Below are 13,076 nucleotides of genomic sequence, written 5' to 3'. Positions count from 1 at the left end.
GACACCTCCCTAGGCTTACTTTAAATGTGCTTTATGCTTCTGCTTGAATCGTCGTTCTGCTTTTGTATAAATTTTATTTAGAGCTTCTTCGTCCTGACGAACTTCCATAAACACAATATCTACGCACTCTTCGGGAGTAAAGAGGTGTAACGGTGCACTCAGCCTACTCATTTGATCGAGTAACATTTCTCTAAATTCCTCATCAGTAAGCCCAATCTCTTCTTGGCATATCATTAAGGCACTGATTATGCCCGGAGCCGTTTTTACGATTGATTTCGTGTATGGAAAGAAATAGTCAGCCGTAATATGCAGATATTGTGGGTTATACCCATTCCCAAGACCGCTTAAATCGTAAAATACAACTTCCGCCAACATTGCAAGAGCATCCTTGCTGCGCTTTTCTTCCATCAGAAATAAATGCATATGATAACGACAGTTCCTGTATAGTCCAAAGTTTCTGGCTGCAGCATGCTCCATACTGCGCTTATTTAGATGATCCCAGATTTTATCGCGATACGACATTTGTGGTGGGGTATGTACAATCTTATTAAGTGACCATATATCCAAGTCCTCATGCTGGTGACGATGAATGTACGGAACATAACTTCCCTCAGCAAGCGCCTGATTTCCGAGTTCAGTCAACTGATAGGTTCTTTTAGTAAATCGTCGATTAAGTTCTTCATGCGAGACTTCCTCCAACAGACGTTTAACCAGATCCGTCTTTTTCCCGGTTATTTTGAGTCCGCGTTTTTTCAACTCTTCCTTTAGAACAGTGGCATACTCTTTCTCGACTGCGCTTTGTAAATCACCGATTTGCAAAAAGCCTCTCTCAAGCAGGGAATACAGACCGTCCACAACGCTTCTTACACCATATCTGTACCACCAGAACCCTTGAAAATTATTATCTTCCGTGTAGAACGAGGCAGCATAGTCAAGCATTAGTAACTCGTGCGGGTACAATCCATGTTTACTTGGAATAGCGGTTTTTACCCTTATCGTTGTAGGAACGACATCATCTGCCTCCGAGCGAACTTCACTTGATACAGTGATAACTGGTGTAGCATTCGTTTTGGCAAATTTAAAGGGAACTTCCGGGATAGGTTTTACGGCTGGTTTGCTTTCAACCTGACGCTTCTTTTTGAAAAAGTTAAATATAGACATGGGCTGTCTCCTTGTAATTTGCTCAGTTAGCTCTACAGTTCTGCAATCATCGCCCTATGATGCCTAAAGAAGACGTTACGATTTAACATTACAATGCTGCTTTAAAAAGGAGATCTTCGACCGATCATTGGCTCACTTGGCTCTACCCTCTTTAATAAAAGTCCCAACCATCGAGACAGTGTTTGATCTGAACTTCCCTTTCCAATATCAAAACCGCAAACTTCAAGAATGTCTTTCAACTCGGGTTGTTTGACTAGGGACTTATTCTTCTCAATATAAGGGTCTAGCCATAGCTGCCTTCCAGAGTAATCTCGAATAATCAACCTATATGCACCATGCTTATGTCCATACTGAGTAGATGGATCAAAGAAGCCATAATCAATCGCCTGCTCATCATTTGAAAACAAGATGTATTCAATAGGATGGGGAATAAACGCCCAATATTTTTCTAGTACATGCTGAGGCTTGCTTCTACTGTATCGCTTATCTTGCAATAACGTTAATCTCCCTTGATGCCAATACATACTGGCTCGAGCATCTCTAAAGTCATCAAAACTAGATATTGAGCGAAAATCAAAATCACTCTGTCTAGCGTTAACTTCCCAATTACCATTTTCATTCTTCACATATTTTACTACAGGGTGGTAAAACACCTTTTTCCTTAAATCCTCAGGTACACCTATTAATTGAAGTACCTCTTCACTTCCATGAGGCCCAGTTCCACCATAACCACAATTGCACCCTGGCAGCCACATCTCATTACCATCTGAATCACTAATAACCATGTGTGGAATTGATAAACTTATCAGATCACCGTATCTGTATTTCTCAAGTGGGAGAAAGTGGTTCTCAACAGCAGCATCAATGTTCTCGAAATAAATCGATACTCGTTCAATTGAGTTTAACTGGTCTAGATGTTTCTTAGCGTATGCCACATTTTCATGAGTACCAGAAGTCTCACAAGCATACTTTGGGGGAGTCGGATTTTCATATCGAGGGAGCATCCCCTTTGTCTCCATGAATTGCAAAACATCCTGCCAAAGATATACAGAACCATTTGCTGTACTCTTGATAGGTACCAACTCACCTTCTTTATGTAAAACGGAAATGCGCTGACGCGATACATTTAACTTTTCAGCAACTTCATGGGTAAGTAACACGTTCCTCGCTAAAAATCTCTTGAACGGATTTCCCTCCATAGTTATCACCAAAACCTTCCATAAGCTTCAAATACAGCATACACCTCTTGTTTACACCCGTCAATGTGTGTTGCTACGCAACAGAATTAACTAAACGCTACAGCTTACTCGAAATGACTACAGAGTCCTCGTGCTGCTTAGAGAAAAAGAAAAGGCGCCAAAAGGCGCTCAACTTGATACATTATAGGTAAATGTGGCTCCAATAGTCTATTTCCTGATAAGCAAGGTCTCCACCTACTAAGGGAGAAGACTGAAGATAAAATTAGACGAGGGCTACCTCTGTTACCACCTAGGTTCACGTATCTCGTAGAAACATTTGAGTGGTAGACTGAATAGTAGACACAGATTACACTGAGTGCACCGCGATACATACCTCGTTTTAGGACTATTACCATATATTTTAAAATTCCTTAATTCAAGATTGCGTTGTCTTTCCCAAAACATTTCTCGCCCCACAGAAATACAAGCTTTGTTTAAACAATAATCCGCAGGAAACTTACATACCAATAACTTGAAAAGTTTGATGTAGCTTAACTTGGTTCACGAAATTTTTCGAGGTATTCTTATGTTTTAGTTGTATTTATTGGAATGAAAAAAGCATCTGCAGCGGTGGGGCTAGAGATGCTTTTAGGATGCTGGCTCACTCATTCCTGTACTGTCTTCTTTTGTGGGAAATAATTTTAGGTAAATCCTTCACCCAATCACTGCCCAAATGAGCATTAAGAAGAAAGTTAATATCTTCATATGACCATATTTGTATTCTCTTATCTAAATTTTTAAGATTTTCATTTACATAACCAGTACAAAATACAACTCCTCGATTTACTTCTTGTTTCATCAAAACATAACCAAACGCTTTAACTTGCTCAGGTTCTAACTTGGTTGTTTTGTACAGCTTACACTCGACGTATACACACTCTTCACCATCTGGTCGCTTTCCTCGGGCAATAATATCTTTTCCACCATCACGTGTGGCTGGTGTCCATTCTGTTTCATAACCCATTCTTTCATAAAGATCTTCAATTAACCACTCAAACTCTACTGGCTTTAGTTGAATGATTTCGTCTATTGGATTCTCAAAATAAATAAATTTAGCCTCAATTATCTCACAACATTGTTCTATACCAGTAATTCTGTCATCTGGCAAATTGGGTTGTGCTAGCAAATAACTTTCAAGCGCACGAATTGCTCTATACGGTTTTGAAGGAAGGAGTTCTAATATCCAAGTAAGCCCTTCCCACGCTTCTTGCTCATTCTCAATTCTTCTATAAACTTCACTCTCCAAAACAGCACTAGCCCTCTCCACAAACTCATCAATACCAGATTCCCTCATTTTAACAAAGTTCGTATAATTCGAAATATCGAGAGGACGAGTAATGGGAACCAAAAGCGCCCTAATCAAATCTTTCACTTTACTCACAGGCTGAACTGCAATGTTTTCGATATAATCATTTAGCCAGTCATCATAGGGTATACGACAAAATGGATAAACAGACTCCTTCCCGCTGACAACAAGCTCTATCCATTCGTCCAATGAGTTAAAGTTATTTGAATAATATATACTGTTATAGCTCATTAAATCCCTCCTTAGAGACTATACATAAGCCAATACTTATTTATCCATTCATTCCGTGTTGCGCACACTCATTGATGAATTGGTTTACAAAGCCAGAAGTGTTCCTGTAGTGTGCTGCTCACTGTAGCCCACATGATCTCCAAGAGAGACGCTATCAGAAGCCTGCGACCCCATCAGCATCCCCTCATTAGGCTGAACAGAAGCGAGTCTGTAAAATAAAATGTGTAAACTCTCAAACCTGCTAAAATGAGTTTATTAGAAAGGTTGGGAGCACACATGGGATTGTGGTCGAAGGAGCAGCTACGAGCGTTTATCAAGGAGAATAACCTTGTCACCGCTCAGGACGCTCAGAATGCATTGAAAGACTTGTTTGCTGAAACGTTGCAGGAGATGCTCGAGGCTGAGATGGATAAACATCTAGGCTATGAGAAGCATGACGTGCAGAACAAGCAGACGAGCAACAGCCGCAACGGGAAAAGTAAGAAGAAGATCACGAGCGAGTACGGTGAGCAGGAGATCGCAGTTCCAAGGGACCGGCAGGGTGAGTTCGAGCCGCTGGTTGTTCGGAAGCATCAATCAAACGTAACCGGTATTGAGGATCAGATTATCGCGCTCTATGCCAAGGGCGTCAGCACCCGTGAAATTCAAGATCATCTTCATCAGTTGTACGGCATTGACGTCTCGCCGACTATGATCTCGAACGTGACAAACAAGATTGTGCCGCTGATCAAGGAATGGCAGAATCGCCCACTGCAAGCCGTATATGCCGTCGTGTTCCTGGATGCCATTCACTTTAAAGTGAAGCAGGACGGCGCCATTGTAAACAAAGCGGCCTACATGGTTATCGGCATCGATCTAGACGGCAACAAGGACGTACTGGGCATGTGGATTGGTGAGAACGAGTCTGCGAAGTTCTGGCTGAGCGTGCTGAACGATCTCAAGAACCGCGGCGTTCAAGACATCCTCATCACCTGTGTCGACAACCTGACAGGCTTCTCCCAAGCGATCTCTGCATGCTATCCGAAGACCGAGATCCAGAAGTGCATCATCCACCAAATCCGCAATTCGACGCGCTACGTGTCTTATAAGGATCTCAAGAAGGTGACGGCGGATCTGAAGCCCATTTACAAAGCCACGACGGAAGAGATGGCGCTTGTGGAGCTAGACCGTTTCGAAGAGATTTGGGGAGCCAAGTATCCTCTCATCATTCGCTCCTGGCGCTCCAACTGGGACGAACTTGCGACGTTCTTCAAGTATCCGCCGGAGATCCGCAAGCTCATCTACACCACGAATATGATCGAAAGCTACCATCGTCAGTTACGCAAAGTAACCAAGGGAAAAAGCATCTTCTCAACAGACGAAGCACTATTAAAGATGCTGTATCTCGTCACGATGGACGTCACTCGCAAATGGACAGGCCGTGTCCAAAACTGGTGCCAAATGTTGCTGCAGCTCTCCGTTTTCTTTCCGGAGCGCATCGGCCAGCACCTGCCATGAGGGCCGATCTCCCCCTCGGGGGAGATTTCTCTATAAATGAGTTTACACAGAATTATTGACAGACCCACAGAAGCTGTTACCAGACTAATAAATCCTAAAGTATTCTGGATAGTCAACCTTTTATTTTGTTTTAAACCTATCTGTAATTGAAATAATATATTCATAATCGACATTAAAATCTTGTCTTGTAGCTTTTGAATTCTGTGTCTCTGTTGGTTGACTATGTCCTAGCATCCATCTACATGCTTTATCAAATAGGCTGGCTACAGTTTCTAACTCACCAACAAACTCAGTGTTTATTTTGTTTATTACTGTGAACCTGATATTAGGTTCATATCGTTTTATTAAATCTTTAAAAAAGCCCTCTTCGACAATCAATTCGCACCATGTTCGAATATTAGAATAGGATGCCTTTAAACATTCCTCCAATTCATCTCCAGTACATGATTTACTATTTATTTTTTGATGATATTGTTTTATTTTTTTTGTTACCTCACTCAGATTCTCGAGCCTGCCACTAAATGATTCTGATACAATTCCTTTATTATCCTTGTCAAACTCATCAACTATAAAGAACTTGTTTTCTTTATCCTTGTCAGTTGCACATTCATTGTATAAATAATAATAGAACATAATATTATGAGTAAATACTATTACTTGGCGCTCCTTAGACAAATTATATATAAGTCTTGCAAAAAGCTCAGACCGTTTATAATCAAGTGAAGTAACAGGATCATCGAATAAAACAGTATTGAAGTTCCGTCTAATAGTTAAATCTGTTGCAAATTCAGCCATTGCAATTGCTTTTTGTTCGCCTTCGCTCATAATATCTGTTACTTTGTATCCCTCATTAATTACATATTTACTTCGATGCGTCTGTCCACGTTGAGGTGTAAGCTTGATATCTACTTTTTTCACTTTCAACTCGTCACAAAAATTGTTAAAGGTTGTTGTATATGTTTGTTCTACAATTGATGAGAAGGCTTCCTTTGCTTTTCTTGTAATCGCTGTTGTAGCGAACCCCGATTTAATGGATGCAAGAGTTTGTATGTAGTCTTCAAGCGAGTAATATTTTTCGAACATACTGAGTGAATCATTAATTAGCTTTGCCTTGACCAAATTCTGTTTTTTTGTTTTATATGTTTTTAATAGTTCTTGCATCTCATTAGTTGATTTGCTTAGGGACTGGATTCTCTCGCCAAGATCGAGATATTCAGCTTCAATTTCCTTGGTAACATCGGTAAAATCTACCATTGTATCCAGACCAAGACTCCTGCGACTACTAATGCTTTCATTAAATAATTCTATATTTGTATGTAATAAGCTAATTATTGCCCTAATCTTTTCAACTAATATTTCCTTTTCAAATATTTCTTCGTCTTCCTTCTTAAAATCAATAACATCGGTAATTTTATTCCTATCCAAATGTTCTATAAGTTTTGCTTTCTCCGAGTGTAGTTCAGAACAAACATGTACAATACTACTGTTTATAATTTCAACTTCACTTTGCGTTAATTCTTGACTGCATAATACGCAGCATTCGCCAACCTTTGGGCCGTCTTTTTTAAGGGCCTGATAATACTCTTTAGTATTACGGATTATTGAGTACCATTCTTCATTAACGTGTTCTAAATAGGATACGCCCTTGGAAAAATCCTCATTTTGCTTTCTTTCCTCTCGAACCTTACCAGCATATTCATCTATTAATTGATTAACAAATTCTATATTCTCACCACTTAGTTTATTCGATAATTTTGAGATTCCTGAAACTAAACTCTCTAGCTTTGCTTTTTGTGAACGAAGTATTTTTAGTTTATCACTAACGTTACTACCTTCTGATTCCTTAATCTTAAAATCTAATTGGGTTATTTCAGTTTCCATGGTCTCATTAAATGGATATGTCTTACTAATGAATTCCTTAAGTTTGTCAAATCGCTTTTCATTCTGAATTATATATTTTATTTCAGACCTAATGATTTCAAAAGACGAATCTCTGAAAATATTCCCCTGATCTGTACGTACACTAGCAATCTTAGAATCCATTTTTGTTCTTAAAGAGTCTAAAATCGCAACAATTTTATTAAAATACTTAAAACCTTGCGGAAGAACAGAAAAGGTCAAATTACTGTTCAACAATGGCACTACAGAATCGCTATCAAAAACATTCATTTGCATTAAGTGAGAGTGTTCTTCATTAATATCAACTTCATTGATCGGATTAATGGCACCGTTACAGGTATAGGATACATCTATAGATTGTTTTAGCGTTGTACCCTTACCTTGAGACCCAACTAAATAGACATTAGGTAATAACCTAATATCCTTTGAGGATGTATGATAGTTCTTTGCTAACTTACGAAACACTCTCACATAAGAAGACTTTCCAGAACCATTTTCTCCGTAAAAAACATTTAGTTTCCCCCCAAGTTTAAAAGCAGTATCGCTAGATAATGCGTTAATATTCACAGGTCTTTTTATTTCATTAATAACAAGGCGCAGATCATTTTCCTCTTGGGTTTGTTTTAATAATTTCAACTCCACGTCCTCTTTTGAGGTAATCAGATCAATAATCTCTTTAAGAAGAGTCTCATCTTCAAAGTCATCAGAGTCATTTAAAAAAATCTTATTTATTAAGTGTTTCTTCCAATTAGATTCAGATGCCCAATCAACTATATAATTTATTGCTGCCATAAACATTACCTCCGCACATTTTTGTTCCTTACATATTTCGCCAAATACCTACTTTTTCCTCCCATAAGAAAAAAACACACCCTTTCCCAAAGCAGTTGACTAACATAAACGGCAGGTAATAAAAATGCATAGTAGCACGTTTTTGCTCCACTGTTTATACAGTAGTGAATCATTGATGATCATAGAAATTATAGTACAAATTTTGGTCACTTTTATCAAAAAAGAAAGTGTCCGAAGACCTGCAATGATGCGGGTTTTCGGACACTAATCACTTTTCGTATTTAGTGTAAGAATGGAAAAGTATTCGGTGGAATGATAGGTAAGATCTTTGGAACTCACTATCAAAAAAATCTATCATTCACTAACGTAATTAAATTATCCAATCTTCTAACTTTGCTATCTTAACTTTTGAACGATCTAGCATATCTTCGATAGGCACTAAATATCTACTTCCATTAAACTCAATTTGATAATCTATACCGCACCAATTATAAAATTCCTCGGGCAATACATATAGTTTTTTAAGAATCAATTCACTATCTTGAACAAAATATTCAGCGTTCATTACCTCGTACCTAACAAACCTTTTTAATCGAATGCCATTTGAGAAGCTAACTAAGCCCCCTGCTTGTTCTTTATCCTCCAGGAGACGTATTTCATGAATGAGATCATCATAATAACTCCTAATTAATCCATTGAACATATTCTTATTGCTACTTGAGCAAACGCTCAATTGATATATTAAGGAGTATAATATTTCATACCCTGTTTTAGTTATCTCCATTTTATCTCTGCCGTCACTAATAATAACCTCATTTTCGATCTTCGTTGAAGACATGGAGTGAATGGCATTGTTCCTTAATATTCTCATTATCCTATAAGCTTGGCTAAATATAATTTTTTCGTCTGTATTAAGAGGCAATGAACGATATTTTTCCGTAAAATTTTTTCCTTCAAGCATTGGGAAATTTAGATCAACTTTTGCATCAAGTATTCCAAAGAATAGCATTATTTGAACAATTGTACTATCTTCGAGTCTGGATCCACCGAAATGATCAGAACCACTTATATAGACTGTTGTCCCCTCTTCTTCATCATTAAAACTCACCTGTCGAGTCTCTACAAGGCGAAGTCTTACATCTGAATATTTCAACAATGCCACTGTTTGCCTTATGAATTGTTCAAGCACTTTGATCACCCCTAAAACTTTCAGTAATATTGTAGTCTAAGGTTCAAAAATTGTTTAACTCCCGTTGTCTTTCAATAAACAACGGATCTTCGATCGACACTCCTGCACCAAACTTATGATCCCTCAAACTCCTAATCGTTAGAAACTCTGTTAACCCAGGGTATGGGATAGCTGTCCTTTGTTCGTCACGGTACTCAGTTCTGTACCTGTGAAATGTAAAGTCCATATGAGGACCTGACTCAACAATGAGTAGTCCGTCATGTAACCTGTATGATGGCATTACATAGGCCCGTACCATATCACATATGTAATTCGCCGCTCTGGTTAGCTCTAGAAGTAAATCTTGAACCAAGTCTACATGAAAATCAAACTCCCATTCAAGCTTTTTACGTTCTTCTGCATACCCACGAGCATGTCGATAGAACTTCTCTGTTGTGTAAGAGTCGCCACCAAGCACTATACTATGTTTATGAAACACACGTAAAAAATCAGAGAGCACTAACCTGAAATTCTCTAAAGCCTGCCTTATTTCAGGGTATCTCTGTGGATATATTCGTGAAAAAAGGTATTCCACCAGCTCTTTTAATTTAGCATCAACTTCTTTACCCATATGGGGTTGTCCGCTTCCCATAATCCAAGAAGTCCATGAAAGCCAATCATCAATCTGAGCTAGCTCACTCCATTTATCTATGATGGTCAGAGTAAGCTCATCATCACGTTGTTTTTCTGCATCGATTTGAAGTGAGCCTCTGACCCACTGCTCATGTTCGGTCTTAATTTCATGAAGTCGTTCAACTGAAAAATGATTGGGTTGATCGTCTATCTGTTTATGATGAATTTTACAAAGTAATATAAGGTTATTATACCTATCACGTTGTTCTTGTGTTAAAGGGGATAACCCCCTGGGACCTTCCACTTCTCTTGCAACGATATGGCACTCGTCTCCAACAACAGACTCATCATCATTTCCAGTTTCATCCATTACTACTTCAAGCTTGCAGATTGCACATCTGTTTGCAGCTCTACCCCAAAGCATTTTTCTGGTCCTTGAAGAAATCGCCATGACATATAACCTCTTCCATACAGTGTACCTTATATAGAAACCATGTAGCTTCTGAAAGTAAATTCTTATCACTAATTTAATTGCACATAAATCTTTTGCAAAGGGATTAGTTGTTGAGCCTCAATAGGTACCTTCTCATACCAAGTGTATACTAATTGTGTAAATTCTCCAAGATCTAATAGCTTCACACCATTCTGTTGTGCAACCGATCTTGCTGAAGTGGTATAACCACCTGTAGAAACAAAAATACTACTTGCGTCCATGGGAGTCATTCCAAGTAAACCTATTAGCTCTGTTTACTGGAATGAGAAGAGGCTAAATCCTTGGGATTCGATGGAAAGATTGTGATCTTGAGAACGGAAAATTAAGCATTCGCCAGTCCCTATATTGGGCTAAGGGAAGCTTCACTTTCCTTACTCCAAAAACTCGATCCTCCATTCGGATGATCTCCCTTCCTGAATCTGTCGTTAGCGAGATTAACAAACATCGCATTGAACAAAACAAGCACAGATTGGCTCTTGGAGAAAGTTACAAAGATGATTTTGATCTGGTTATTGCCAGGGAAGACGGACAACCAGTCAATCCACGGAGTCTGACAGGCCACTTTAGAAGAATGATGAAGCTGGCTGGGGTACCATCATACGATTCCATGATACTAGACATACACATGCAACGCTTATGTTGCGGATGGGGCAGAATGTTAAGGTTGTCGCTGATCGCCTAGGACATACAAACGCAGCAATGACCCTCAACGTTTACGCCCATGCTACTATCGATATGCAACAGGAAGCTGTCGACCATTTCGAGCGAATAATGAAGAAATCGAAAGCTACCAAAAGAGCATGATTTCCATGTGGTCAATCCGTGGTCAATAGCAAATCCCAAGGGTATCCTGGTCATTACAATTTCATAGTAAGATGATAAAAACCCTTGTGTACCAAGGGTTTTCGTCGTTTCTATGGGATTCATTCACGAACCAGTAAGGCCACGCACTCCACATGCCCCGTATGAGGAAACATATCCACCGGCTGAACTTCAACCGCCCGGTAGCCCCCATCCTCTAGCACCCTCAAGTCTCTCGCGAGGGTGCTCGGATTACACGACACATAAACGATCCTCTCCGGGCGAAGCTGGAGCATCGTCTCCAGCAACACCGGATCGCAACCCTTGCGAGGAGGATCCACCACAATAACGTCGGGAGACACTCCTTGGGCTTGCCAGCGAGGCATAACAACTCCTGCATCGCCAACCTCAAACTCAGCATTCTTAATTCCGTTCAATGCCGCATTCCGCTTAGCATCCTCGATCGCCTCAGGAACGATCTCGACGCCATAGACGCGGCGAGCGTGCTTCGTGAGGAACAGGGTGATCGTTCCGATGCCGCAATAAGCGTCGATCACCGTTTCCTCGCCGGTGAGGGCGGCGTAGTTGACGGCGGAGCGATATAAGCGCTCCGTCTGCACGGGGTTGACCTGGAAGAAGGAGCGAGCCGAGATGGCGAAGCGGATGTCCCCGATATCGTCGTAGATGACGTCGCTCCCCCATAAGACGCGGGTTTCCTCGCCGAAGATGACCGGCGAGCGGTCCGTGTTTACGTTCTGGCAGATGCTTTTGACGCCGGGAACGCCGTCCCTTATCAGCCCCACGAGCTCGTCCGCGTGGGGCAAATCCTTGCCGTTCGTCACGAGGACGACCATGCGCTCGCCGGTCGCTTCCGCGTGGCGGACGACGACGTGGCGCAGCAGGCCGCGCCCGGTCTCGCGGTCGTAGGCGCTGTAGCCAAGCGACCGGGCAATGCGCTTCACGAGCTGCACGGTCTCTTCGTTTTGCTCTTGCTGGATGAGGCAGGCGTCCATGTCGACGATGTCATGGGTGCCTTGCTCGAAGAAGCCGCCGACAAGCCCGCCTTCCGAATCGAAACCGATCGGAACCTGCGCCTTGTTGCGGTAACGCCAAGGCTCTTCCATGCCGATGACGGGATGCACGATAACGGGAGGCCGTTCATTCGATTCTTCCGACGCAGGCGAATCAGAGTTAACGGAACCAGCCGCAACAACCGGAAGCTTCCCGATCCGAGCCAGGTTGTCCATCACATGTTGCTGCTTCCACCTCAGTTGAGCCTCGTAGCTCCAATGCTGGAGCTGGCAGCCGCCGCACGAGTCGTAGATCGGGCATGGAGCGGCAATCCGGTCGGCGCTTGGCGAGAGCAACTCCGTCATGCGAGCGCGGCCGAACGATTTGCCGATGCTGACGACCTCCGCTTGAGCGCGGTCACCAGGAAGAGCCCCACGCACGAAAAGGGTATAGCCTTCCACCCGGCCAACCCCTTCGCCCTCATGAGTGAGCCCAACAATCTCGAGCGTCACCTGCTGCCCTACTTCGACGGGGACTCCCGCAATACTCTTTCTCGCACCGGATCCCTCTACGCTCTTACTCGCGCCCGCTCCCGATTGTCCCCCGCCGAAGCGACCGCCTTTTTCACGTACAGTCTTCTCGGCACCAACCTTCCCGCGCCCGTTCGAGCCTTGCCGTCCCGCATTCCGCTTACCGGAAGAGCCTCTCCGTGATTGCATCAATTCCTACCCCGCTCCATAAAGCGCAGAAGGACGATCCGACAGCCTCCGTTCGCCGTCGTCGCCCCCGCCCCATTTTCTTGAACTGCTCTTCTATTTCTTCCCTTTGCCCTTCATTACTCTAGCT

General features: G+C 41.8%; 10 protein-coding genes. 2 read left to right on the top strand and 8 right to left on the bottom strand.

Annotated elements, in window-relative coordinates:
• Positions 1–15: 15 nt before the first annotated feature.
• The 3 genes from H7B67_RS16345 to H7B67_RS16335 form a co-directional block, all read right to left on the bottom strand.
• Positions 16–1,161 (bottom strand): SAP domain-containing protein, encoded by a 1,146-nt coding sequence (locus tag H7B67_RS16345; RefSeq protein WP_185120929.1) that lies wholly within the window; start codon positions 1,159–1,161, stop codon positions 16–18.
• Positions 1,162–1,262: 101 nt separating this feature from the next.
• Entirely contained in the window at positions 1,263–2,369 is a 1,107-nt protein-coding gene (locus tag H7B67_RS16340; protein WP_185120928.1) for a hypothetical protein, read from the bottom strand.
• Positions 2,370–3,000: 631 nt separating this feature from the next.
• Positions 3,001–3,936, bottom strand: a complete 936-nt coding sequence (locus H7B67_RS16335; RefSeq protein WP_185120927.1) for a restriction endonuclease — start codon at positions 3,934–3,936, stop codon at positions 3,001–3,003.
• 276 nt (positions 3,937–4,212) lie between these two features.
• Here H7B67_RS16335 and H7B67_RS16330 point away from each other — a divergent pair, with 276 nt between their 5' ends.
• Positions 4,213–5,433, top strand: coding sequence for an IS256 family transposase (locus tag H7B67_RS16330; protein WP_185120926.1), 1,221 nt, complete (start codon positions 4,213–4,215; stop codon positions 5,431–5,433).
• A 120-nt stretch (positions 5,434–5,553) separates the two neighbouring features.
• Here H7B67_RS16330 and H7B67_RS16325 read toward each other — a convergent pair whose 3' ends face one another.
• From H7B67_RS16325 to H7B67_RS31485, 4 genes are all read right to left on the bottom strand, one after another.
• Positions 5,554–8,124 carry an AAA family ATPase gene (locus tag H7B67_RS16325; protein ID WP_185120925.1) on the bottom strand — a complete coding sequence of 857 codons (2,571 nt, stop codon included), beginning with the start codon at positions 8,122–8,124 and terminating at the stop codon, positions 5,554–5,556.
• A 370-nt stretch (positions 8,125–8,494) separates the two neighbouring features.
• A complete protein-coding gene (locus tag H7B67_RS16320) occupies positions 8,495–9,313 on the bottom strand; it encodes a hypothetical protein (RefSeq protein WP_185120924.1) in 819 nt (272 codons plus the stop codon).
• A 43-nt stretch (positions 9,314–9,356) separates the two neighbouring features.
• The gene (locus tag H7B67_RS16315; protein ID WP_185120923.1) at positions 9,357–10,376 is read right to left on the bottom strand and encodes an HNH endonuclease; all 1,020 of its coding nucleotides are present in this window, start codon (positions 10,374–10,376) and stop codon (positions 9,357–9,359) included.
• 71 nt (positions 10,377–10,447) lie between these two features.
• Positions 10,448–10,639, bottom strand: a complete 192-nt coding sequence (locus H7B67_RS31485) for a restriction endonuclease (protein WP_185120922.1) — start codon at positions 10,637–10,639, stop codon at positions 10,448–10,450.
• Between the two features lie 373 nt (positions 10,640–11,012).
• Between H7B67_RS31485 and H7B67_RS31480 the strand changes: the two genes are divergently transcribed.
• Complete coding sequence (locus H7B67_RS31480) at positions 11,013–11,222, top strand: tyrosine-type recombinase/integrase (protein WP_425353914.1); 210 nt, start codon at positions 11,013–11,015, stop codon at positions 11,220–11,222.
• A 119-nt stretch (positions 11,223–11,341) separates the two neighbouring features.
• Here the strand turns inward: H7B67_RS31480 and rlmD are convergent, their stop codons facing one another.
• Complete coding sequence (rlmD, locus tag H7B67_RS16300; protein ID WP_185120921.1) at positions 11,342–12,949, bottom strand: 23S rRNA (uracil(1939)-C(5))-methyltransferase RlmD; 1,608 nt, start codon at positions 12,947–12,949, stop codon at positions 11,342–11,344.
• Positions 12,950–13,076: the final 127 nt, after the last annotated feature.

The sequence above is a fragment of the Cohnella thailandensis genome, assembly GCF_014212135.1.
GTDB lineage: Bacteria > Bacillota > Bacilli > Paenibacillales > Paenibacillaceae > Cohnella > Cohnella thailandensis.
This window is presented reverse-complemented; position numbering and strand designations above follow the sequence as displayed.

What these genes read in the sequence shown, in the direction of transcription:
- H7B67_RS16345 (WP_185120929.1), bottom strand. Translation starts at nt 1,161, where the DNA reads ATGTCTATATTTAACTTTTTCAAAAAGAAGCGTCAGGTTGAAAGCAAA.
- H7B67_RS16335 (WP_185120927.1), bottom strand. Translation starts at nt 3,936, where the DNA reads ATGAGCTATAACAGTATATATTATTCAAATAACTTTAACTCATTGGAC.
- H7B67_RS16330 (WP_185120926.1), top strand. Translation starts at nt 4,213, where the DNA reads ATGGGATTGTGGTCGAAGGAGCAGCTACGAGCGTTTATCAAGGAGAAT.
- H7B67_RS16325 (WP_185120925.1), bottom strand. Translation starts at nt 8,124, where the DNA reads ATGGCAGCAATAAATTATATAGTTGATTGGGCATCTGAATCTAATTGG.
- H7B67_RS16315 (WP_185120923.1), bottom strand. Translation starts at nt 10,376, where the DNA reads ATGGCGATTTCTTCAAGGACCAGAAAAATGCTTTGGGGTAGAGCTGCA.
- H7B67_RS31485 (WP_185120922.1), bottom strand. Translation starts at nt 10,639, where the DNA reads ATGGACGCAAGTAGTATTTTTGTTTCTACAGGTGGTTATACCACTTCA.
- rlmD (WP_185120921.1), bottom strand. Translation starts at nt 12,949, where the DNA reads ATGCAATCACGGAGAGGCTCTTCCGGTAAGCGGAATGCGGGACGGCAA.